Annotated in this window: 20 protein-coding genes and 2 tRNA genes; 11 read left to right on the top strand and 11 right to left on the bottom strand. The window is 38.0% G+C overall.

Annotation, left to right across the window (positions count from 1 at the left end):
• Window positions 1–7 precede the first annotated feature (7 nt).
• From FVB32_RS01705 to FVB32_RS01685, 5 genes are all read left to right on the top strand, one after another.
• Entirely contained in the window at window positions 8–790 is a 783-nt protein-coding gene (locus FVB32_RS01705) for an outer membrane lipoprotein-sorting protein (protein ID WP_147740861.1), read from the top strand.
• Between the two features lie 125 nt (window positions 791–915).
• The gene (locus tag FVB32_RS01700; protein WP_147740860.1) at window positions 916–2,133 is read left to right on the top strand and encodes a hypothetical protein; all 1,218 of its coding nucleotides are present in this window, start codon (window positions 916–918) and stop codon (window positions 2,131–2,133) included.
• A gap of 162 nt (window positions 2,134–2,295) precedes the next feature.
• Window positions 2,296–2,688: a hypothetical protein gene (locus FVB32_RS01695; protein WP_147740859.1), complete on the top strand. Its 393-nt coding sequence runs from the start codon at window positions 2,296–2,298 to the stop codon at window positions 2,686–2,688.
• Between the two features lie 93 nt (window positions 2,689–2,781).
• The gene (locus FVB32_RS01690; protein WP_147740858.1) at window positions 2,782–2,973 is read left to right on the top strand and encodes a hypothetical protein; all 192 of its coding nucleotides are present in this window, start codon (window positions 2,782–2,784) and stop codon (window positions 2,971–2,973) included.
• A gap of 116 nt (window positions 2,974–3,089) precedes the next feature.
• Window positions 3,090–3,818 (top strand): pre-mRNA-splicing factor CWC21, encoded by a 729-nt coding sequence (locus FVB32_RS01685; protein WP_147740857.1) that lies wholly within the window; start codon window positions 3,090–3,092, stop codon window positions 3,816–3,818.
• A gap of 113 nt (window positions 3,819–3,931) precedes the next feature.
• Here the strand turns inward: FVB32_RS01685 and FVB32_RS01680 are convergent.
• The 3 genes from FVB32_RS01680 to mutS form a co-directional block, all read right to left on the bottom strand.
• Window positions 3,932–4,015: transfer RNA gene (locus FVB32_RS01680), tRNA-Leu, on the bottom strand.
• Between the two features lie 39 nt (window positions 4,016–4,054).
• Window positions 4,055–4,127 (bottom strand) — tRNA-Gly (locus tag FVB32_RS01675).
• Between the two features lie 83 nt (window positions 4,128–4,210).
• Entirely contained in the window at window positions 4,211–6,793 is a 2,583-nt protein-coding gene (mutS, locus tag FVB32_RS01670) for a DNA mismatch repair protein MutS (protein ID WP_147740856.1), read from the bottom strand.
• Window positions 6,794–6,938: 145 nt separating this feature from the next.
• Between mutS and FVB32_RS01665 the strand changes: the two genes are divergently transcribed.
• Entirely contained in the window at window positions 6,939–7,490 is a 552-nt protein-coding gene (locus FVB32_RS01665; RefSeq protein WP_147740855.1) for an RNA methyltransferase, read from the top strand.
• Window positions 7,491–7,594: 104 nt separating this feature from the next.
• On the opposite strand, the gene folK is transcribed toward FVB32_RS01665, so the two are convergent.
• Window positions 7,595–8,740, bottom strand: coding sequence for a 2-amino-4-hydroxy-6-hydroxymethyldihydropteridine diphosphokinase (folK, locus tag FVB32_RS01660; RefSeq protein WP_147740854.1), 1,146 nt, complete (start codon window positions 8,738–8,740; stop codon window positions 7,595–7,597).
• Window positions 8,741–8,809: 69 nt separating this feature from the next.
• Between folK and sppA the strand changes: the two genes are divergently transcribed.
• The 3 genes from sppA to FVB32_RS01645 are packed head-to-tail and all read left to right on the top strand — an operon-like array spanning window position 8,810 to window position 14,013.
• The gene (gene sppA / locus FVB32_RS01655; RefSeq protein ID WP_147740853.1) at window positions 8,810–10,570 is read left to right on the top strand and encodes a signal peptide peptidase SppA; all 1,761 of its coding nucleotides are present in this window, start codon (window positions 8,810–8,812) and stop codon (window positions 10,568–10,570) included.
• Window positions 10,571–10,574: 4 nt separating this feature from the next.
• Window positions 10,575–11,282 (top strand): queuosine precursor transporter, encoded by a 708-nt coding sequence (locus FVB32_RS01650; protein WP_147740852.1) that lies wholly within the window; start codon window positions 10,575–10,577, stop codon window positions 11,280–11,282.
• A 37-nt stretch (window positions 11,283–11,319) separates the two neighbouring features.
• A complete protein-coding gene (locus FVB32_RS01645) occupies window positions 11,320–14,013 on the top strand; it encodes an AsmA-like C-terminal region-containing protein (protein WP_147740851.1) in 2,694 nt (897 codons plus the stop codon).
• On the opposite strand, the gene FVB32_RS01640 is transcribed toward FVB32_RS01645, so the two are convergent.
• Together FVB32_RS01640 and FVB32_RS01635 are read right to left on the bottom strand one after the other, a co-directional pair.
• On the bottom strand, window positions 14,010–15,737 hold the full coding sequence (locus tag FVB32_RS01640) for a PD40 domain-containing protein (protein WP_187269473.1): 1,728 nt from the start codon (window positions 15,735–15,737) through the stop codon (window positions 14,010–14,012). The genes FVB32_RS01645 and FVB32_RS01640 overlap by 4 nt on opposite strands.
• 28 nt (window positions 15,738–15,765) lie before the next feature.
• A complete protein-coding gene (locus FVB32_RS01635) occupies window positions 15,766–16,560 on the bottom strand; it encodes a DUF2797 domain-containing protein (RefSeq protein WP_147740849.1) in 795 nt (264 codons plus the stop codon).
• Between the two features lie 99 nt (window positions 16,561–16,659).
• Between FVB32_RS01635 and FVB32_RS01630 the strand changes: the two genes are divergently transcribed.
• Together FVB32_RS01630 and FVB32_RS01625 are read left to right on the top strand one after the other, a co-directional pair.
• Window positions 16,660–18,180 (top strand): GH3 auxin-responsive promoter family protein, encoded by a 1,521-nt coding sequence (locus tag FVB32_RS01630; protein ID WP_147740848.1) that lies wholly within the window; start codon window positions 16,660–16,662, stop codon window positions 18,178–18,180.
• A 171-nt stretch (window positions 18,181–18,351) separates the two neighbouring features.
• Window positions 18,352–18,891, top strand: coding sequence for a dienelactone hydrolase family protein (locus FVB32_RS01625; RefSeq protein ID WP_147740847.1), 540 nt, complete (start codon window positions 18,352–18,354; stop codon window positions 18,889–18,891).
• On the opposite strand, the gene clpX is transcribed toward FVB32_RS01625, so the two are convergent.
• The 5 genes from clpX to FVB32_RS01600 form a co-directional block, all read right to left on the bottom strand.
• Window positions 18,888–20,123: an ATP-dependent Clp protease ATP-binding subunit ClpX gene (clpX, locus tag FVB32_RS01620; protein ID WP_147740846.1), complete on the bottom strand. Its 1,236-nt coding sequence runs from the start codon at window positions 20,121–20,123 to the stop codon at window positions 18,888–18,890. The genes FVB32_RS01625 and clpX overlap by 4 nt on opposite strands.
• Before the next feature lie 94 nt (window positions 20,124–20,217).
• Entirely contained in the window at window positions 20,218–20,898 is a 681-nt protein-coding gene (gene clpP / locus FVB32_RS01615) for an ATP-dependent Clp endopeptidase proteolytic subunit ClpP (protein WP_147740845.1), read from the bottom strand.
• A gap of 91 nt (window positions 20,899–20,989) precedes the next feature.
• On the bottom strand, window positions 20,990–22,312 hold the full coding sequence (tig, locus tag FVB32_RS01610) for a trigger factor (protein ID WP_147740844.1): 1,323 nt from the start codon (window positions 22,310–22,312) through the stop codon (window positions 20,990–20,992).
• Window positions 22,313–22,405: 93 nt separating this feature from the next.
• Window positions 22,406–22,756, bottom strand: a complete 351-nt coding sequence (locus tag FVB32_RS01605) for a phage holin family protein (protein WP_147740843.1) — start codon at window positions 22,754–22,756, stop codon at window positions 22,406–22,408.
• Window positions 22,757–22,828: 72 nt separating this feature from the next.
• Window positions 22,829–24,379, bottom strand: a complete 1,551-nt coding sequence (locus FVB32_RS01600; protein WP_147740842.1) for an SGNH/GDSL hydrolase family protein — start codon at window positions 24,377–24,379, stop codon at window positions 22,829–22,831.
• Window positions 24,380–24,390 lie beyond the last annotated feature (11 nt).

Raw genomic sequence — 24,390 nt, 5'->3', positions numbered from 1 at the left:
ATTTAAAATGAAAAGAATCAATTTTTTTACCTCAATAATTGCAACGATACTTTTAGTATCAGTAACAAATGCGCAATCCAATGAAGAACGCGGACTACAAATTGCAAAGGCAGCCGAAAAGGCCGATGAAGGATTTGGGAGTTCAATTGTAGAACTTCAAATGACCCTTAAAAATAAAAATGGACAAACAAGCGAGCGATTTTTAACAACCCGAACCCTAGAGTTGACAGCTGATGGGGATAAGTCCATGATTGTTTTTGAAAGTCCAAAAGATGTTAAAGGTACAGCAACCCTAACATTTACACATAAAGTTGGAGCAGACGATCAATGGTTGTATTTACCCTCCATTAAAAGAGTAAAACGAATCTCCTCCAACAACAAATCGGGTCCTTTTGTAGGAAGTGAGTTTGCATATGAAGATTTGTCTTCGCAAGAAGTGGAAAAATATGCGTACAAGTTCCTTAAGGAAGAAGGAGATTTTTTATTGGTGGAACAAGATCCAGTCGACCCAAAATCTGGTTATACCAGGAGAATAGTTACCTATAATAAGAATAAAGGGTATCGTTTGGAGAAAGTGGAATTTTACGATAGAAAAAATGCCTTGCTTAAAACCCTTAGCTATAGCGATTATAAACGCTATAAGAACAAATTTTGGAGAGCAGGGACCTTTACAATGGTTAATCATCAAAGTAACAAAGAAACAGTTCTAAAGTTCGGAGAATATAATTTTGGCGCTGAATTGGCAGAAGAGGATTTTACCGAAGTTGCCTTAAAAAGAGCAGGAAGCTAATCCAAATATAAATCAAGATATAAAGGTTCAATGCCAAGGTATACTCTTTGCGAGCTATAGGTGTGTGATAGTGTAGAGCTTGTAAATACCTTGGCGTTGATTTTTTAAACATTTTCCCCATTAGTATGACATATTTATTCAAATGGCAATCGGTTGCTATAGTGGTCTTTTTTATGGGTATTGTAACTGCTTCTGCCCAACAATCAAAGAAAAACATACCAAATCAAGAGTTTGAACTGGAGCTGGAAACCGAGTATCGCTATTTTTTTGAGAATCCCCAGTTTTCTGGACAACTAGATCATTACCCATCCATTGCCTTCCGTCCAGATTATTCCATTGAGTGGAACAAAGGATACGAGAGCATCAATTTTACAGGCTTTTTTAGAATTGATAGAGATGATGAACGGACGCACTGGGATATTAGGGAATTATACTATCAGAAAGCAAAAGGAAATTGGGAGCTGAGCGTTGGCCTTAAAAAGGTCTATTGGGGCGTTGCGGAAAGTAACCATCTAGTAGATATCATTAATCAGACTGATGCGGTGGAAACTTTTGATGGCGAAGAGAAGCTAGGGCAACCTATGGCACAATTCAGCTATATAACCAGCAAAATTGGCACATTTGATTTCTTTTATTTACCATTTCATAGAAAACGAACCTTTACTGGTGAAAAAGGAAGACTACGTTTTGGAACTGTAATTAACCAGGATGATATTGGTTACGAAAGTGATGCAGAGGAATTAAGACAGGATTTTGCCTTACGCTGGAAACATTATTTTGGAATCTTTGATGTTGGACTTTCACATTTTTATGGTACAGGGAGAGAACCCCTTTTTCAGTTTGATGAATTAGGAAATATAAATTCGTTCTATCCAGTGATCAATCAAACAGGTATAGATGTTCAAATCACACACGATGCCTTTTTATGGAAGTTCGAATCTATTTACAGGAATGCTGACGCCCAAGATTTTGTGGCCTTGGTGGCCGGTTTGGAATATACCTTTAGTAATATTGATGGAAACGGTCTGGATATTGGGTTATTAGGAGAATATCTTTACGATGAACGGGACGAACTTTCCTTAAATGCTTTGCAAAATGACTTCTTCTTTGGAAGCAGGCTGGCTTTTAATGATATTCAAGATACATCTATATTAATAGGAGGGATTACAGACCTAGAATCCAGTAGCAAAATATTCAGTTTAGAAGCCTCAAGACGTTTTGGGTCTAATTGGCGGGCAGAGATTGAAACTAGGATTTTTAGCTCCATCGCGGATGATGAGTTGATTCTAGGGAATTTTAGGGAAGATAGTTTTCTAAGATTTACCATTTCTAGATTCTTTTAGGACCATAATCCATATGTTGGAATCTTTGTTAATGGGTTTCTGTAGATTGTCTAATAATTGTCATGAGGTTCATTTAGTTGATGAATACAGTTAAGAGATTTTAAATGAAGTTTGTAGTGAATTAGCTGTCAGGAAAATAAATAAGCTAACTTTGACAGTGTAATGTCCACTCAAAAAACATATCCACCGAAGAGTTTTTCAAAATGGCTGCTCTCAACTGCCTTTTTGCTTAGCATCCTGTCTTCCCCCAGTGCTGTTGGACAATCATCTTTGGTACAAACGATTCCTCCGATTGAGCTCATTTCCACTTCAAAATTGGAGATTGGTAAGCGAACAATTCGCTATAAAAGTGCTGTTGCTTCATATAAAGATATTTATCAGACTGACTTTTCAAAAAACTGGGAGCTTTGTCTTTCTAGAACGCACAGTCAGCAAGATAAAGTGGAATTTGATAGCTATTCCAATAAGATTCACACCATTATATTATCTAGTTCATTACATCTAGTAACAAGAATTTCTCAAAATTCTAAAGAGCACGCTTCTTCCATAACCTAGGATACACCTTATCCTACCACTACTTTTTTCCTTTTATAATTCACTAAAAAAAATAAACATTGCGTCACGTTTGTTGGACGCAGTCCTTAAAATATGAAACGTTTCAAAAAAGCATTGAGACTGCTTGGACTTTTTGTGCTTGTAGTTTTTGCATCTATTGGAGTGGGGCTAAATGGAGGCGTACCCTTACCCAATGCTACTAGAAAAAAAGATACTATTGAATTAATTATGGAATCAGACGAATCGGAAGAAGAGGATGCTGAGGAAATTGATTTAAAGCAATAAAAAACTTATAAGATGAAATGATAGGTATTTTTTGATTAAAATGCTCATGATAATTGGTATTGCATTAATTTTCAATAACTTGTATTATAAAGAATTAACTTTTAAGATGCGTTAAAATGAGATTTATAGCCCGGGTATTGGTTTTGTTTTTAATGATGTCAACCTTTAACGGTTGTTTTGTCTTAAGATGGTTTGGAGTTGATGATACTGTAGAAGAAGTAAAGGGATTAACGGATAAAGAAATCCAAGATAAAGTGAACTCTTATAAAAAAACGCTTTTAACTTCGAGTGCAATTCAACTTGAGAGCCCAGCTGGAGGGATTTTTAATATAAGTCTTACTAACCAAGAAAACTCTGGAATATTGGTGTCTTATTTGGGTGGTCCAAATTGTGCAAAATATTGTTGGACTCAGGTTATGAGAGAAAGTATTGATGGGGTAGTGGTCAAGGAGCATACAAAAATACCAGGTGGTGAGAATCCAGATGCTGGCTGGAAAACCGAGCGGGAAGAACAAGAGCAAAAACAGACTGAGGAAGGTTATGTTGTTGATGGACTTTGCAATCCTGGATTTATAGGGAATAGTTATAAAGACAATCCTAATTTTCCATACTCTGATTTTGAGAACAACAAAATTAACCCTAATGCAAAACTCTTTATAATTGAATTTGAGGTGTGTGTTAAATGTGATAACCCGCAGAGTGACTACTTTGCATGTTTTAATTGGTTGTATATTAGAATTAAAGATGACGGAGCTGCTAAAACATATTTGGTTACTGAAAATGCAGCAAAGGATAGCCCATCAAAAGAATTTACAGATGCAGTTCAGAAATGGAACTCTCCCTAAAGAAATTTCAAGGGAAATGAGTGGTGCAAATTATCTTTAAAATATTTGAAGATAAAATTTCATGAACATCTAAAAAAATAAAAAAGCCAAGGTGAAAACCTTGGCTTTTTCTGTACTCGAGGCGGGACTTGAACCCGCACGGGCAAATGCCCACAGGATTTTAAGTCCGGCGTGTCTACCAATTCCACCACTCGAGCAGGACTTAAATAAAAAAACGCTGGTTACCAGCGTTTTTGAGCGAAAAACGGGATTCGAACCCGCGACCTCCACCTTGGCAAGGTGATGCTCTACCAACTGAGCTATTTTCGCATTTTAAAGAACATTTGCATGCAACACATTTTGCTGATGCGGATGCAAATTTAATACATTTCTATAAAATAGAAAGAAATTTTTTACGAGGATGCCGTTTTCTTTTTGCTTAGCAAACGTTTAATTTCATTGAGTTTCATTAGGGCCTCAACAGGAGTCAGTGTATCGATGTCCAAATGCAGAATTTCCTCCTTAATTTCTTCTAAAAGAGGATCATCCAGATTAAAAAAGCTCAATTGCATCTCATTTTGGGGAGCATGCAATTTGTCTGTCATTTGCTCACTAGAATGGGATTTTTCCAGCTTTTTCAAAATTTTATTGGCTTTTTGAAGCACTTGTTGTGGCATTCCGGCCATTTTGGCTACATGAATTCCAAAACTATGCTCACTACCTCCAGGAATCAATTTTCGTAGAAAAAGTACATTGTTCTTTAGTTCCTTAACAGAGACATTGTAATTTTTTATGCGACCAAAAGTTGTGGTCATCTCATTGAGCTCATGATAATGCGTGGCAAATAAGGTCTTTGCTCTCGCAGGATGCTCATGCAGGTATTCTGAAATAGCCCAAGCAATGGAAATACCGTCATAAGTGCTGGTTCCCCGTCCAATTTCATCTAAAAGTACCAAACTACGTTCTGAGAGGTTGTTGAGAATGGATGCTGTTTCATTCATTTCTACCATAAAGGTAGATTCTCCCATGGAAATATTGTCACTGGCACCGACTCTAGTAAAAATTTTATCCACCACACCAATATGGGCAGAGGAAGCGGGAACAAAACTTCCCATTTGTGCGAGGAGCACAATAAGGGCAGTTTGCCTTAAAATGGCCGATTTACCACTCATATTGGGTCCCGTAATCATAATGATTTGTTGCTCTTCCCTATTTAAAACAACATCATTGGTAACATAACTTTCGCCAAGAGGCAATTGTTTTTCAATTACCGGGTGTCGCCCGTCTTTGATTTCAAGGGAGGTAGATTCGTCCATCTCCGGAACAACATAATTGTGTTCTAGGGCCAATTGGGCAAATCCACAAAGGCAATCCAATTGCGCTACCAAATGGGCATTTTTTTGGACAGGAGCGATATACTCCTGCATCCACACCAAAAGCTGCTCGTAGAGCTGCTGCTCTAACTGATAAATACGCTCTTCAGCACCCAAAATTTTTGCCTCATATTCCTTGAGTTCCTCAGTAATATATCGCTCAGCGTTAACAAGGGTCTGTTTTCTGATCCAAGTTTCGGGAACTTTATCCTTATGCGTATTTCTAACCTCAATATAGTAGCCAAATACATTGTTAGAGGCAATTTTTAGTGAAGTAATACCGGTTTCTTTGGTTTCTCGCTCCAGCATTTTGTCCAAGTAGTCTTTCCCTGAAAAGGCCAAGGCGCGTAACTCATCCAGTTCTTCAGAATACCCTTGGGCAATGGTACTACCCTTTAAAATATTGATAGGGGCTTCCTCATTAAGCACTTCTTTTATTTTGGCTCTCAGCTGTTCACAAGAATCCAACTGTTCCCCAATGGACTGCAAGGAAGCATTGGAACTTTCCGTTGCCAATTGTTTAATGGGAACTACAGCCTCCAAAGAATTTTTTAATTGGATGACCTCTTTCGGATTGATTTTACCCGTGGCCAATTTGGAAATTAAGCGCTCCAAATCTCCCATCTGTTTGATCCAATGTTGCGCTTTTTCCAAAGACTCCTCTTCACCTTTTAGAAAAGATACCACCTGATGGCGCTGCTGAATTTTTTCTATATTTTTAAGCGGAAGGGCCAACCATCTTTTTAAAAGTCGTCCACCCATAGGGGAAATGGTCTTATCAATAATGTCTAGCAACGTAACCGCATTGAGGTTGTTGGAATGGTAGAGCTCTAAATTGCGAATGGTGAACCGGTCCATCCAAACATACTCCTCTTCTGCTATCCGTTGTATTTTATTGATGTGCTGCAGTTGCCTGTGTTGGGTCTCGGATAAGTAATGAAGCACGGCTCCGGAGGAGATAATACCATGACTTAAATGGTCAATGCCAAAACCCTGAAGGGTTTTAGTTTTAAAATGATTGGTTAAACTTTCCTTGGCATAATCTTCCTGAAAAATCCAATCCTCTAAAAAGAAACTATGAAACTGCGTTCCAAAAAGCTCTAAAAATGAACTTTTATGACTTTTGGACACCAAAACCTCATTGGGGCTAAAATTCTGAAGTAACTTATCCACCTGTTCCGCAGTGCCTTCAGAGGTCAAAAATTCACCTGTGGAGATATCCAAAAATGAAACCCCAAATTTATTTCGCCCAAAATGTACGGCACACAAAAAGTTATTGCTTTTGGCAGATAAAATATCATCGTTTAGCGCAACTCCGGGCGTCACCAGCTCGGTAACCCCTCTTTTTACAATGCTTTTGGTTTGTTTTGGGTCCTCTAGCTGATCACAAATGGCTACACGTTGACCCGCTTTCACCAATTTTGGCAAATAGGTATTTAAAGAATGGTGCGGAAAACCAGCTAATTCTGTTTTGTCGCCACCATTGTTCCTGTGGGTTAGAATAATGCCTAATATTTTGGAGGCCTTAATCGCATCTTCGCCGAAGGTTTCATAAAAATCACCGACCCTAAAGAGCAAAAGTGCATCAGGATGTTTGGTCTTGATGGCATTATACTGCTGCATCAAGGGTGTAACTTTCTTCGTTTTTGATTTGGCTGCCAAAGCGATATTATTCTTTTATTTTTGTGAATTGGGTAAGAACGAAAATACCGCTTTCCAAATACTCCAAGAATTTTTGTTGATATTTTAAGGGCAATGGTTGAAAAATATGAAGCGTAAACTAGAAAATAGTGAATTAGCAAGGTTAGATGTAGCTGGTTTTAAGAAGGCTGAGAAAACCAAAATCATTTTGATCTTGGATAATATAAGAAGCCTCAACAATATAGGCTCGGTTTTTAGAACGGCAGATGCCTTTTTGATTCAGAAAATATACCTCTGTGGTATAACGGCAACTCCTCCACACAAGGACATTAGAAAAACGGCTTTGGGAGCGACGGAAAGTGTGGATTGGGAATATAGAGAAAATACCTTGGCACTTTTAAAGGAATTGAAATCCAACTCAGTAAGGATAATTGCCATAGAGCAGGCGGAAAATGCTGTGATGCTCAACGATTTTGAGCCAGAAGAAGACAAAACTGTTGCACTGATTTTTGGAAATGAAGTGAAAGGAGTTTCCCAGGAGGTGGTTTCAGGCAGTGATGTGGTATTGGAGATTCCCCAATATGGAACAAAACATTCCCTAAATATTGCTGTAAGTGCTGGGGTTACGGTTTGGGATGTTTGGGCCAAAATGAATGCCCAAAAAACAAAAAAGCCCTGAAAAATCAGGGCTAAACATATAGTTTGAGTTAGTTAGTTTCTCGATTAGAGAGGTCTAATAAAATAAAACCATTCGTTATATGCAAACATTTTCCAAAAATTCTCTTAAATAAATAACGAGATAATGCTTGATTCAAGCCGTTCCAAAACCGTTTCGTAATCTGCCGGATTGTTCACGAAGTCTAACTCGCTCAAATCCAAAATCATACTGTTTTGATTGGGATGCCCCTTAATAAAATCTAAATATCCCCTATTAATTTTTTCCAAATAGGAAACATCTATATTTTGCTCATAATCCCTACCTCGCTTTTTAATATTTGCCAAAAGGCGTTCCGTATTTTGATATAAATAGAGATAAATTTCTGGTTTTTTAACTTCTTGGTACATAAAATTAAAAACCTTCCGGTATAAGCTAAACTCATCATCTTGCAAGGTAATTTTTGCAAAAATGAGCGATTTAAAAATATCATAGTCACTGACCATAAAGTTTTTAAAGAGGTCAAATTGGGAGGTGTCATCTGTAAATTGCTGGTAACGATCTGCTAAAAAGGACATTTCCAATGGGAATGCGTATCTGGATTGGTCCCCATAAAATTTAGGAAGAAAAGGGTTGTCGGCAAAACGTTCCAGAACCAATTTTGCATTAAAATCTTTGGAAATCATTTTGGACAAGGTTGTTTTTCCAGCGCCAATATTCCCCTCAATGGCTATAAACTGGAGTTTTGAAAATAGCTCCAATCTACTTTTATACAGTTTAAGCGATGTTTTTTTTAGGTTGCTCCTGTCTTTACATTGCTGCAATAGATTTCGAATATCCTTATTTAATACAGGATGGTAGAATTGTGGACTTATATCTGCCAATGGCTTTAAAACAAAGTTTCTATTAACCATTCTCGGATGCGGTACAACCAATTCCTCAGTAGTAATGATTTCATTTCCAAATAAAATGATATCGATATCCAATGTTCTGGATTGGTAGCTATCTTGATCACTGCGTTCACGGCCAAAATCTTTTTCAACTTGTAAAAGGATAGAGAGCAATTCAGTTGCGCTTTTCTCAGTTTCTACAATGATGCAAGCATTGAGAAAATCATCCCCTTCAAAACCAATCGCTGGGTTTTCATATATGGAAGACACTGCTGTAACCTTTCCAGCCTTTTTCTGAATACTGAACAAAGCCTTTTGAAGAGTAAGATAGCGGTTGCCCAAATTGCTGCCCAAAGAAAGATATGCTTGTTGTATTTGACCCATAATCAGAAAAACAAAGTAAACAAAACAATACTACAATGGTTATATTTGACCCAGAATAAAATTTTTTAAATGAATTTTTTGAGAAATCTTTTGGCTGCTATTTTAGGATGTTTGGTGGCCTTTGGAATATTGGTGGGAATGATTGTCATCTTTACCGCATTGATTGGTAATGCAGATGATGGAGTGGTAGTAAAGTCAAATTCTGTTTTGGAATTGAGTTTTACCGAACCCATTAGGGATTATGTGGGAAGGGACGAAACGGACCCCTTCGCAGGATTGTGGGATGATGAAATAGGCTTGGATGATATTTTACATACGATTAAAGTGGCTTCCACTGATGAAAAAATAGAAGGAATTAGCATGACAACCAGCTTTTTACAAGCTGGATTGGCACAAACACAAGAAATACGAAAAGCATTATCAGATTTTAAAGCTACTGGCAAGTTCATTTACGGACATTCGGATTTTTATACCCAAAAAGATTATTATTTGGCAAGTGTTGCGGATGAACTTTATTTAAATCCGGTTGGAGCAATGGATTTTAAGGGTCTGGCCACGGAAGTGCTCTATTTTAAAGATCTGCAGGAAAAGGCCGGTGTTAAGATGGAAGTCATACGCCATGGAAAATACAAAAGTGCTGTAGAGCCTTATCTTTCTAATACCATGAGCCAAGAGAATAGGGAGCAGTTAAAGGCTTTGATTACCTCTTTATGGGAGGTGATGTTGGGCGAAATAGGAACTTCCCGTGGGATGAGTGTTGACCGATTGAACATAATTGCTGATACGCTTGGTGGAAGAACCCCGGATTTCGCTGTGAAGTCGGGTCTTATTGACGGGAACTTGCATTTTGATGAATACGAGGTGTTGCTAAAAAATAGAATGGGGGAGGGAGAAGATGGTACTCTTAATTATGTTGAATTTGAAGATTACATCCAAGTTGCAAAAAACAAAAAATTACGAAGCGGAAAAGACAAAATTGCAATAGTGTATGCTCAGGGTGAGATTTATTACGGAGAAGGTGGAAAAGAGTTTATTGGACAGGGACTCATCACACGTGCTTTACAAAAAGCAGTAGAAAGTGAAAGTGTAAAAGCTATAGTTTTAAGGGTAGATTCTCCAGGAGGAAGTGCCTTGGTCTCGGATATTATTTGGAGGGAAATTGAACTCGCGAAAAAGGAGAAGCCCGTTGTGGTTTCCTTCGGAAATGTTGCAGCATCTGGAGGCTATTATATTGGTGTAGCTGGAGATATGATTTTTGCAGAACCAACAACCATTACAGGATCAATAGGAGTTTTCGGTACCATTCCAAATGCCAATGAATTGGCAAGCAATATTGGTATCAACGCGGAACAAGTTGGAACCAACAAGAATTCGGTGGATTATTCTTTGTTTGAACCGATGACAGAATCGTTTAGAAATGTGGTTCAAGAAGGGATTGAAGATACTTATGAAACCTTTTTGGAACGCGTTGCAGCCGGAAGAAATATGAGTGTGGCAGCTGTCGATTCCCTGGCCCAAGGCAGGGTTTGGAGTGGTGTAGATGCTAAGGAAAATGGCTTGGTTGATGAATTGGGCAATTTGGATGATGCTATTGCTGCGGCTGCAGAAATGGCAGAGTTGGATGAATATGGGATAAGAAAATATCCAAAATACAAGTCAGATTTTGAGCGATTCATGGAGAACATGGGTGGGGCAAAGTCAAAAATAGGAGAGGCGCTGATTCAGGAAGAAATTGGAGAAGAAGCCTTTCAGTTATTAAAAGAATTTAAGCAGTTAACAAAACAAAAAGGAATTCAGGCCAAAATGCCTTTCAGTCTAAATATTAAATAAAGGAATGACGCATAAAGATAAAAGAGTTGCGTTTTCCATCTACCTATATTTAGGAGCTTTGTTTATCACCTCCTTGGTGGTTTCCAATCTTATATTCCAAAAATTCTTTTATTGGCAACCCTTTGGTGATGTTACCATTTTTGGAGCTCCACTTTTTGAAATATCGGTGGGGATATTACCTTATCCGATTACTTTTTTGATTACGGATTTAATTTCGGAGATATTTGGGAAAAAGAGAGCGAATCAAGTAGTAATCGCCGGAATTTTTGCATCCTTCTTTTCATTGTTGATAGTCACAGTGGCAAATGTGGCCCCTGCAACAGATTGGTCACCGGTCTCAGATGGTATGTTCAAATCCGTTTTTGGAAACACCATTGTGGCTGTTTTTGCTTCCATGATGGCCTACCTATTGGCTCAGTTTGTGGATATTCAACTGTATCATTTTTGGAAAAGGGTTACCAAAGGTAAATACTTGTGGCTGCGAAACAACTTTTCCACCTTTTCATCTCAATTCATAGATACCTTTACCGTGGTGCTGTTACTGTGCAGTTTTGGCGAGATTTCATGGGAGCTTTTTTACGGTTTGGTTATCAGTGGTTTCGTTTTCAAAATTTTTATTGCCCTCTTAGACACCCCTTTGCTCTATTTGTTCGTATATCTATTACGAAAAAGATTTAACCTAAAATTAGGGGAGGAAATATCCTTAGATTAAGAGCTTCTTGCTTATTTTGTTATAAAATACCCAAATTATGAAACGAAAGTTCCTGAAAATTACTGGAATAACCCTACTTATTTTAGTTGCCCTTATTATTGCTTTGCCTTTGTTTCTTGAAGGTAAGGTTGCTGATATCATAAAAAATAAGGTCAACAACAACATCAATGCTACATTGGATTTTGATGAGGCCAGCTTGAGCTTGCTCAAAAGCTTTCCTAATGCCAATGTGCAACTTACCAACACCTCATTGGTAAATAAAGCCCCTTTTGAAGGCGATACGTTGTTTTCCTCGGGTCACATTGAATTGAAAATGTCCATTAAAGAGCTTTTTAAAAGTGCTGAAGACCCAATTGCCATTAAAAGCTTAAAACTTGATGAAGCAAAATTGCATATTAAAGTAGATGAAGCTGAAAATGCGAATTATGATATAGGGCAGGAAGATGAATCCACTGAACAGCCTTCGGTTGAAGAAACACCTAATAACTTCACTTTGGCACTGAATTCTTATGAAATTACCAATACAGAAATCATTTATGATGACTTTGCTACTGGAATGCATTTGTTGATTTCTGAAATGAATCATTCCGGTGCGGGCGACCTTTCTTTAGAAAACAGTCAGTTAAAAACCTTAACCGATGCGTTAGTTTCTTTTGAAATGGATAGCACTAAATATTTGAACAACAACAAGCTATCTCTGGATGCGATTATTGGTATCGACTTAAAAAACAGCAAGTATTCCTTCATGGAAAATAAAGCCTTGATCAACCAATTGCCATTGGTTTTTGATGGATTTGTGCAAGTGAATGAGGAAAACCAAGAAGTAGATGTCACTTTTAAGACACCGTCATCAGATTTCAAGAATTTTTTGGCAGTGATTCCAGAAGCATATTCAAAAAACATCGAAGATGTCCAGACCACTGGAAATTTTGAAGTGAATGGTCAATTTAAAGGAATTGTGGATGAGACCCATATTCCAACCTTCAACATCAAAATAAATTCGGACAATGCCTCTTTTAAGTATCCAGACTTACCAAAATCCGTACGCAATGTTTTTATCGATACGGAGATCAATAACAAAACGGGAATAACAGAGGACACTTATGTAGATATTAAGAAATTATCTTTCACCATAGATCAAGATAAATTCAACATGAATTCCAGAATCACAGATTTAATGGGGAACACCAAGGTAAATGCCCATATGGACGGAAAGATAAACCTGGCCAATATTTCTCAAGCGTATCCAGTGCCTTCGGAGTACGACCTTAAAGGAATTTTAGATGCAGATGTTACCACTGCTTTTGACATGGCTTCCTTAGATAATAAACAATACCAAAACACCAAGACTACTGGGACTATGGAACTTAAGGGGTTTGAGTATGCTTCTGAGGAACTAAAGAATCCTGTCGCGGTAAATACTGCAGCAATTAGTTTTAACCCCCAAACGGTTACGTTAAACACTTTTGAAGGAAAAACAGGAGGTACGGATTTTAACGCTTCGGGCACACTAACTAATTTGCTTGGGTTTCTATTCAACAATGAAAATGTAGAAGGCAATTTTAAGCTTAGCTCAAATACATTTGCTTTAAACGACTTTATGGTTGAAGATAGTGCCGAGGAAGGTGGCGGTGACACCACACCAACAGGGGAGGATGAGCGAATTAAAATCCCATCATTTTTGGATTGCACGATTGATGCTACGGCAAATACCGTGTTGTATGATAACCTTAGCCTGAAAAATGTGCAAGGTACTTTATTAATCAAAGATGAAACAGCTACTATAAAAAACCTGAAATCTGACCTTTTTGGAGGGACTTTAGGGGTAACAGGTTCTGTTTCTACCAAGGGAGAAATATCCACTTTTGACATGGATTTAGGAATGAACAATTTTAATATAGGTGAGTCCTTCTCTTCTTTGGAGTTGTTTAAAGTATTGGCTCCTCTGGCCAGTGCATTGCAGGGTAAGCTAAATTCAGATGTAAAGATTTCTGGAAATTTGAAAGAAGATTTCACTCCCAACCTAGCAACTATATCGGGTGGACTGTTGGCTGAATTGCTTTCAACCAAGGTAGACGCTAAAAACGCACCGCTTTTATCCGCCTTTGATAGTAAACTAAGCTTTTTAGACACCAAGGATTTGGACTTGAGTGATTTAAAAACGGCGTTGAGCTTTGAGAATGGTTCTGTAAAAGTGAAACCATTCACCATAAACTATAAGGATATAGCGGTAAACGTGGATGGAAGCCACACCTTTGATAGGCAATTGCAATACAAAGCGACCTTAGATGTCCCTGCAAAGTATTTGGGGAGCGATGTAAACAACCTTATAGCCCAAATGGATGATTCGAGCTTAGAAAACTTGACCATACCTGTTGTTGCGAATATCGGAGGTAATTATGCTAGTCCTACAGTAAGTACAGATTTAAGTTCTGGGGTTTCTAAATTAACGAAACAGTTGGTAGATATTCAAAAGCAAAAGCTGCTAAATGAGGGTAAGGATAAAGCCAAAGATTTGATTGCTGATGTATTCAAGAATGATGACAAAGATTCCACCAATACCCAGTCTTCTGGAGTTAAGGAGGCTTTGGGTTCCCTATTGGGAGGCACAAAGAAGGATAGTGCCAAGGTGGATTCTTCCGAAAGCAAGGAAGATCCCGTAAAAAATACGGCAAAATCTATCTTAGGAGGGCTTTTAGGCAAAAAGAAGAAAAAAGATACGGTGAATTAGTTTTGAAGCTCTAGTTCACAAATTTCATAGTTTCCATTTCTATATGCGGTAACCAATATCTTATTTTCTTTGGGGTGCCAAAAGGGAAGCGTTTCTCCATTACTATTATTTGTAACCCTAATTTGATTACTCCCATCGGCGTCCATGATATAAATTTCCGGTCTAGTGTTTTCCATGGAAGTTACATAGACTATTTTTTTACCGTCATTTGACCAAGATGGGCAAAAATTATGTTTATGCCAATTGGTCAATCGTATATGTTGGTCTGTTTTCAGGTTATATCGGTATATTTCATCGTCTTGGTTGTTGGTGTCTTTTCTGGAAAAATAAATAATTTCTGTACCGTCTGATGACCATTTTGGGTAGTAATTTCTCTTTTCGTTATTGGTGATTTTTTTTAAGAATTTACCCTTTTGATTGAGCAGGATGATATGGCTTTTGTCTTCCGATTGTTTTAAACTAACCGCTATTTTGTCTCCTTTTGGTGAATACGATGCAAAAAGTAGTTCACCTTCAATAGTTTTATCAGCAAGTCTTTTTGTTTTCCCATTTCCTAAAGTATAGGTAAATAGCTCTTGCTTTCCATTTCTATTCGATTCAAATAGTACTTTCTTACCGCTGGGATGCCAAGATGGTCTTCTACTGTCGGCAATAGTTGAGGTGAGTTGTTGCGTATTTTGTCCGTTTTTATCCATTAGATAAATTTCCCATGTACCATCTCGGTTAGATTCAAATAGGATTTTCTCCCCATCGGGCGAGTACGAAGCATATCTATCCTCAAAAGCATTATTGGTAAGGCATTTTTCACTTACTAATGAAATCTCGGCCGTTTTTTCATACTTTTTTCGAATAGCATCGAATGCTACATGGTAAATATTAGTGTCTCCACTTTTAAGACTATCACTACTGGTAAAGTAGAGTTGTTCAGTGTGCTCCGCCAAGAAGGGGCATAGATCACTTCCAGAAGTATTCAGCTCTACTATGTTTTGGGGAATGGTCCAAGAATCATTCCTTTTAAAACTGATATAGAGGTCACCGTAGCCAGAGACATTTTGCTTTCTTTGAGACGCTTCATAAAGAAGGGTGTTTCCATCTGCGCTTACGCCTAAATTCCATTCTCCAGTTTCTGAATTTAGTATATCACCCATATTGATGGGGTTTTTTAGTCCTTCTTCTTTGTTAGGAACCATGTACAAATCACCTTGTCCATATCCACCTAATCTATCTGAAGCAAAGTATAGATTACCTTCTAAATCAGTACAAGGACTATACTCACTTTTTTCTGAGTTGATAGGATTGGGCATACGTTCTGGTTCTGTCCAGCCGCCACCAGATTTTCTTTTTACTTTCCAAATATCTGATGAAATGGTATTTTCCGCAGAAGGCCTTTTGGAAATGAAATAGATGGTTTTGTTATCAGGGGTGATGTGTGGGTCACTATCATCATAGGTTCCTGAAAAAGTCGCAATTTTAGGTGTTGACCACTTTTCCCCATCAAAAAAAGCGTGGTAGATAGTACTTTTCATGTCTCCTTTGCCCCATTGTTGAGTACTTCGGGCAAAGTACATTTCAGAACCATCTCTAGTAAAGGTGGCTCCATATTCAACATATTTTGTTGAAATATTTCCAGGCTCAAAAAGAACCTTACTGGTTTTTGGCTTTTCTTGTCCGTATAATAAAAAGCTCATGAAAAGCAATGCGAAAAGAGTGACATTTATTTTCATGGTTCCCATTTGGTGTTTCACATTACATTCAGCTAATTCCTATCCCCACAAAATACCCCTCGTTACCACGAATATTAAAAACGGTACTATCTTCAAAGATGAGATATTGCCCTTTAATCCCTTTCAGTACTCCGGTATAACTTGGCGTCTTGTCTAAATTGAGGCTTTTTACTTTTTCGGGAAATTGCAAAACAGGGAAATCCATATGGGTTTCGGAATTCTCTCCTAAAAAATATTCAGATGCTCCCTCTGGGATGCTGGATTGTAATTTGTCCCGCCATGCTTTTAAATCCACATCTTCAATGCGATTGGTGAGCATTTTTTGCCAACTTGTTTTATCGCTTACATGGGCTTTTAAGGCCACTTCGGTTATTCCTGCCAAATACCTATTGGGTACTTCCACAATTTCAATAGCTTCATGGGCACCTTGATCTATCCAACGTGTAGGTACTTGGGTTTTTCTGGTCACCCCAACCTTAACATTACTGGAATTTGCCAGATATACGATATGAGGTTGTAGCTGCACCTTTTTTTCATATTCCAAATCACGGTCTTCCTTCCCTAAATGGGCAGTACTCAATTCAGGTTTCATAATCCAATCCCCTGCCGAAGCAGATTCATAAAAGCAAGATTTGCAGAATCCTTGTCTATAAATAGGTCTCTCCCTACCGCAGTTTAAACATTGAAACTTGATGAAATCAATGGTCAGTTCTTTATTCAAAAGCTGGTTCATATTTAAAAAATCGTTTTCAAAAACCAGAAAATATTGAATGGGACTTCCCATTTCGGTTTGCATTTTGCGGAGTACTCCTTGGTAAAGCATTGTGGAATTGGTTGTTTTTAAGCTTATTTTGAAAATAATGATCAGATAGTCTATTTTAGCTATAAGACCTAATAGTATGTTAGGTTAAAGATACCTAAAATGCCAATACCATTATTCAATTCCATAGCTTCTTGGTTGCTTAAAAAGCGCTATCACCAGATTGAACTTTTTCTCAAGTATCCTTTAGATGTTCAGGATGAAGTGCTTCAACATTTGGTGGATTTTTCAAAAGAAACCACTTTAGGAAAACAATATGGTTTCTCTGATATTACCAAATACGAAGATTTCGCAAATAGGGTTCCCATTGTTAACTATGAGGAAATCGCCGGCATGATTGAACGCACACGAAGAGGAGAGCAAAATTTGTTTTGGCCTACGGCAATTAAATGGTTTGCAAAAAGTAGTGGCACTACCAATGCCAAAAGCAAGTTTATTCCGGTTAGCGCAGAGGCTCTTGAGGATTGTCATTACAAGTCGGGCAAAGATTTATTATGCCTGTATTTGAACAATAATGAAAACTCGCAATTGTTTAGGGGTAAAAGCCTTAGGTTGGGTGGGAGCAAAGAGCTTTATGAAGATAACGGGACTTTTTTTGGGGATTTATCGGCTATTTTAATTGACAATATGCCTTTATGGGCTGAATATAGCAGTACGCCAAGCAACAAGGTATCTTTAATGAGTGAATGGGAATCTAAACTGGAAGCCATTATAGAAGAGAGCATTCAAGAAAATGTGACCAGTTTGGTAGGTGTTCCTTCGTGGATGTTGGTGTTGTTAAATGAGGTATTGGAAAAGACAGGGAAAAACCATCTGTTTGAAATTTGGGAAAATTTGGAAGTTTATTTTCATGGAGGAGTGAGTTTCACACCATACAAAGACCAGTACAAGAAGTTGTTGCCCAGAAAAAACTTCAATTATTATGAGACCTATAATGCCTCTGAAGGTTTTTTTGGAATTCAGGACAGAAATAATTCCCAAGACCTTTTATTAATGTTGGATTATGGTATTTTCTATGAATTTATACCCATGGATTGCTATGGTAATGAAGAAAAGGCGATTCCGCTGTGGGATGTTAAGACAGGGGTAAATTATGCCATGGTAATTACCACAAATGGGGGATTATGGCGGTATAAGATAGGAGATACAGTACGGTTTACTTCTTTAGATCCATATCGCATAAGAATAACAGGCAGGACAAAACATCATATTAATGTTTTTGGAGAGGAGTTGATTATTGAAAATGCAGAAGAAGCCCTTAAGCGAATTTGCCAGAAAACCGACTCCGAAATAATGGACTACACTGCAGCTCCTATTTTTATGAGTGGAAATGAAAAAGGGGCCCATGAATGGATTATTGAATTTAGAAAACCACCCAGCGACGTTGCCTATTTTACGGAATTCTTGGATAATGCCCTTAAATCATTGAATTCTGATTACGAAGCAAAGCGATACAATAATATCACCCTTAAAATGCCTGAGGTTCATGTGGCCAGGCAGGGTTTATTTCATGACTGGCTTAAATCCAAGAATAAGCTAGGAGGACAACATAAGATTCCAAGATTGTCCAATGAAAGGGCATATATCGATGAATTGTTGCAGATGAACCTGCAGGATAAATAAACGTTTCATACTATTTTACGAAAACGTTTTCGTAAACCTTCACCATTCATCGAACAAATTTTTCCTTTAGACAAATAAATATGGATTTTAGCCGTTAAAGATTGAAGTTTGTTTCATAGATTTTTAATTCCCTCATCTTAATAAACTGATAACCAGACAAAAGAATAAGTTATGGCAGAAAAATTAGTTGTCTTATCGGACATATGGGGCGTGAAAAAAGGCCTTTGGATTACTTCCTATTTTGGGTATTTACAACAGTACTACGACATTGTTTTCTACGATTGTCAACAGCTGGGAAATATAGATGTACCTGTTTCTACTGAGAAAAATTTACACAAGGCATTTGTTGAGGGTGGAATAGATACCGCTGTTGCACATTTACTTAAAAAAGAAAAAGAACCATGCCATTATTTGGCTTTTAGTACTGGAGGAACTATTGCATGGAAGGCTGCTTTGAAAGGACTTCAAATGAAGTCGTTAACCGCAATATCTCCTACTAGGATTAGATATGAAAATGAAAAACCCAATGCGCCTTTGAATCTTATTTTTGGGGAGCGCGATGCGTTTAAACCGGAAGCCTCTTGGGAAAAAGAGGTAGGAGTGGATTTAAATGTTATACCAAGCTTTGGTCATCAATTGTACTCTGATGAAAAAATTATAGCGGAAGTTTGTTTGGATCTTCTGGAAAAAGTAACTAAAAAAGCAGTCTAGGAGACTGCTTTTAACTTTTTAATGGTTTCGTAAGAAAGCTTTTCCTCTGCATACGCTTTGGTAACCTTAAATTCCTTTTCTTCACTACTAGGCAAGGTAAACATTGCATCGGTAAAAACTGCCTCACATAAGGATCGAAGCCCTCTTGCACCAAGTTTATATTCCACTGCCTTTTCTACAATATAGCCTAAAGCCTGTTCGGTAATACTAAATGTAATCCCGTCCATGCCAAACAACTTTTCATATTGCTTAATAATGGCATTTTTTGGCTCGGTTAGAATGGCTCGTAAGGTTTTTGTATCCAAAGGATTCATATGGGTGAGTACAGGAAGTCTACCAATAATTTCTGGGATAAGACCGAACTCTTTTAAATCTTTTGGGATGATATATTGAAGAATGTTCTCATTATCCAGCCTGTCTTCGGCTTTTGATGCACTATAGCCTACAGCCTGCATGTTTAAACGTTTGGTAATGATACGCTCAATACCATCAAACGCTCCACCGGCAACAAAAAGGATATTTTCAGTGTTTACTTCGATAAATTTTTGATCGGGATGCTTACGTCCACCTTTAGGTGGCACATTTACAACAGTTCCTTCCAACAATTTCAGAAGACCTTGCTGTACACCTTCACCAGAAACATCTCTAGTAATGGATGGATTATCACTTTTACGGGCAATTTTATCTATCTCATCAATAAAAACGATGCCTCTTTCCGCTTTTTCCAGATTATAATCTGCAGCTTGTAATAATCGTGTTAAAATGCTTTCCACATCCTCACCTACATAACCTGCCTCTGTAAGCACAGTAGCATCTACTATGGCTAAAGGAACGTTTAGCATTCGAGCTATTGTTTTGGCAATAAGGGTTTTACCAGTCCCTGTTTGCCCAACCATTACAATATTACTCTTTTGTATTTCTACATCTTCCTCCTTGCCTTTGGGTTGAAGAAGTCTTTTATAGTGATTGTAAACGGCCACGGACATTACCTTTTTGGTACGTTCTTGACCAATGACAAATGTATCTAGGAAATCCCTGATTTCCATCGGTTTTTTTAAAACCAATTCTGAGGAAAGGTCTTGATTTTTAGATTGCTTGGATTCTTCTGCAACAATACTATGGGCTTGTTCAATACACCGATCACAAATGTGTGCATCAAGACCAGCAATCAATAGATTGGTCTCTGGTTTCTTTCTTCCACAAAATGAACATTCCAAGTTTTCCTTTGCCATATCAACTCAACACATAAAGTTCAACCACTAATAACGTAAAAAAACTGGATTTGGTTTGTTCCAGAGCACAGTTTTTCAACTTCTTTGTTCGGATTTAGGACTTTTCCCTTACCAAAATTTCGTCAATCATCCCATATTTTTTGGCCTCTTCTGCCTTCATCCAATAATCACGATCACTGTCTTCATAGACCTTGTCAAAAGGCTGTCCAGAATGGTTTGATATAATTTGATACAATTCGTCTTTTATCTTAAGTACTTCTTTTGCAGCAATCTCAATATCACTTGCCTGTCCTTGCGCTCCAGATAGCGGCTGGTGAATCATAACACGGGAATGTGTTAATCCACTACGCTTACCATCCTGCCCTGCACATAAAAGAACAGCAGCCATGGAAGCGGCAATACCTGTACAAATTGTTGCTACATCCGGTTTTATAAACTGCATGGTGTCATAAATACCTAATCCAGCGTAAACACTACCTCCAGGGGAATTAATATAAATCTGGATGTCTTTAACCGCATCAGCACTTTCTAGAAATAGTAATTGCGCTTGAACGATATTGGCCACTTGATCATTGATGCCAGTACCTAAAAATATGATGCGATCCATCATCAATCTGGAAAAAACATCCATTGCAATGGCATTCAATTGTCTTTCCTCTATGATGTTTGGTGTCATGTTCATGGGATACATACTACTCATGATTTGGTCGTAGTACATGCTGTTTATTCCATGGTGCTTGGTGGCGTATTTTTTGAATTCTGTTCCGTAATCCATAGGATTTTCTTCGATTTTGCTTAAAAAAAAGGTGCCGAAAAATTGATTTTCCGGCACCGTAAAGATACTTAATTTTCTTTTTAGCTCAAGATTAGCTGTAAGCTTCCTTTACAAAATCATCATAGGTTACCTCTTTTACTTTCAGGTTGGCCTTTTCTTTGTAAAAATCGAGTAGTTTTTGACTCATCAACTGCTCTGAAAGCCTTTTCACCTCATCTTGATTGCTCATGACACGCATGGCAATGTTCTCCAACTCTTCTTCTTGAGGATCTAAATGGCCATATTGTGCCATTTGTGATTTGATAAAGCCTTTGGCAAATTCTTTCAACTCATCCATTTGAACCTGAAGGTCGTTTTCACGAATAATTTTCCCCTCAATTAATTGATAACGCAATCCTTTTTCCGATTTTTCAAACTCTTCTTTGGCTTCATCATCAGAAAGAGGGTTTTCGCCACTAACTTGGATCCATTTTCTTAAAAAGTCAGATGGAAGATCAAATTTGGTAGCATCAATCAATTTTTCAGTGATGTCATTTAATAGTTTCTGATCAGATTGCTGCTCAAATTGCTTTTCTGAATCTTCTTTGATTTTCTCCTTCAGTTCTTTTTCAGATTTCACATTATCCTTTCCAAATAGCTTATCAAATAACTCTTGGTCAAGTACTGCTGGTTCACGTTCGTTGATTTCTTCAATGGTCAAGGAAACCTCGATATTTAGTTTTTCAGCCTTTTCCCTGTCGATTCCAAGAGCGCTGGACAGTAGGTAATCTTCTTTAAAAAGACCTTTGGTCTTAAGTGTTACCGAATCTCCAGGTTTTGCTCCAACAAGGGCATCAATCGCTTTTTTGCTTTTGATTTTCTCAAGCTCTACTGTGGTTTTATGCTCTATTTCTTCAGTTTCATTGGTAAAGGTTCCGGTTACTTCATCCAGTTTTCCAACCTCAGTCTTTGAAACCAGTTTACCATATTGCTTTTGAATGCGCTCTACCTGTTCCTCTATCATTTTCTTATCGGCAACAATCTTGTATTGGGTAATGGCCTTTTTGGTTTTTACCTGAACATCAAAGTTGGGTGCCAAACCTAATTCGAATTCAAAATCTAGATTTTCATTATCCCAATCAAAATTGTCTTGTTGTTTTGGTAATGGGTTACCTAAAACATCCAATTTTTCCTCGGTGAGGTATTTGTTGAGGTTATCTTGCAATAACTTGTTTACTTCATCAACCAATACGGCTTTACCATATTGTTTTTTAATAAGCCCCATGGGAACTTGACCCTTGCGAAAACCAGGAATGTTCGCCTGCTTTCTGTAGTCATTTAGGATTTTTTCAACCTTATCTTGATAATCATCCTTACTTATGGCAACTTTTACAACCGCATTAAGCTCGTCAATCTGCTCTTTTGTGATATTCATCTCCTACCTAATTTGCTATTCAAAAATGGGTGGCAAAAGTAATGCATTTTCTTTTTGACAGCAACTTTTTAAACTGTTGAATACCAAACAAAATCATTTCTTTTTATCCTCCTTTAATATTGAATGTAAAATAGATTGCAAAAATGAAAGCAGAAGACTGAATATTAGCGCCCACCAAATGCTCGACACTTGAAATCCAGATATAAAATGTGCTGCAATGAGAATGATGATAGCGTTTATAATCAAGAGAAAAAGTCCAAGGGTAAGAATGGTGATGGGTAGGGTTAAAATAACCAATATGGGTTTTACCAAAAAATTGAGGATACTTAACACTAGGGCCACTAGTATTGCTGTTGTAATGGAATCTACACCAACACCGGGTAATATGTAGGAGAGAATTACCACAGCTAATGCGTTGAGAAGAAGTTTTAAAATGAGTTTCATTTGGTTATATTTTTAGGATAATAAAAAAGCACCGTGAAAACGGTGCTTTTAATATAATGAAATTAAGTATAGTTAGTCAATATAGAGTCCAGTAAAATTTAATGGATTTACACCTGGAAAATTAGAACCATATTTTTCATTTATGGCTTCAAGAAAGGCATTGGCCAAAATTGCATACCCTCTTGGCGCTGGATGTACCCCATCTAGCGAGAAACCACCACCTGTTCCGAAAGTATTTGTGACCACGCTGCCATCCGCTAATGGAAAACCAGTTGCTCTTAGCTCACTTAGTAATGCGTTGGCATCTACAAAAGCTAAATCATATTGGGTGGCCAATGCTAAAATTGTTGCGTTGTATGCGGCCAATGCATCAGCGACTGCCGTTTGTTCCTCAGGGGTTAAAACCCATTTGTCTTCCAAGGGTATAGCCACGCCATTTATAGATGTGGGGTCAGCTGGGTTGGCCAACGTACCAATGAACGACCTTGAAGTCAATACCAGTAAGTCATCAGCAGTGGCCTGGCGCATGTTAATAAGAGCTGCATTGATGCCAGTTAAATCGGTTAAATCTTCATCTATCAGCACGACTGCGTTGGTATCTCCTGCGGCAAAAGAAATAGTTCTTTTGGCTATTTCAAGGTCAGCATCTTCCTGAGAGATGGCCGATTGACCAACAAGAAAAGCAAAAGCTCCAACAATACCTCCATTGTAAGCTGCATATGCACCATTTAAAAGTGCTGCGGTTGCCTCATCCAATGGAACAGGATTGTGCGGTACTGTGGTAAAAAATGGAATATCCGTAACACTTGGAATATTGGCAATAACCCCTTCTGCGCCACTTGCTGTGAGTGCTTGTAACATACCATCCAATGCGCCTGCTAAAACCAAAGGATTGGTAATGTCGTTTCTTGCATATAGTGCAGGACTCACGGTTGGGTCTAACTGATTTGTTCCGGATCCGCCACTCGTTGCATATAAAAGAATGTCATTTGATCCTGCCCAAAGCGAAAAGAATGATGGTGCCTGAGCAGCAGCGTCTCCAATTACAGAGGCATCTTCGGCAGAAGAGAAACGGACAAAATATGGATTGGCGGCTCCTACAGCCAAACCTGCCAAGCTACCATATCCTGGGGCTAAAAGCTCATAACTTTTTGCTCCTGGTACTCCCATATTGTTGAAAGGGCCAGGTAGTTTAGTTGTAATTTCTGTGGTACCTGTGCCTTCTTTTGGTGTTGGGGCAGGTCCATCTGCGGTAAATTGTAGAATTAATCTATTTCCTATATCTGGAGAGCCGTCCATATTGGCGTCTGTTACTCCATTTATGGTAGCACCACCTAAATTATCCGCCATAAATGGGATGGTAAATTCTCCGCCACCTGCCAAAGCAAAATTCGAAGCTAACATGTTTGGGAAAGATGCTGCTTGACCAGCACTAAATAGCGCATTGTCAGAGAATCCGGCTGTAAGCGAATTTCCTACGGCTACGTATTTTGTAAAATCAGCCGAACCAGGGGTAATGACCACCGGGTCTGGATCTGGTGTTGTTGGTAGGGGGGTATCGTCATCTTCACATGCAATCAAGAATAACCCTAAGAAGGGGAGCAGGGCATAAAACTTTTTCATAATCTATACTG

Source organism: Flagellimonas hymeniacidonis (assembly GCF_008040165.1).
Taxonomy (GTDB): Bacteria; Bacteroidota; Bacteroidia; order Flavobacteriales; family Flavobacteriaceae; genus Flagellimonas; species Flagellimonas hymeniacidonis.
This window is presented reverse-complemented; position numbering and strand designations above follow the sequence as displayed.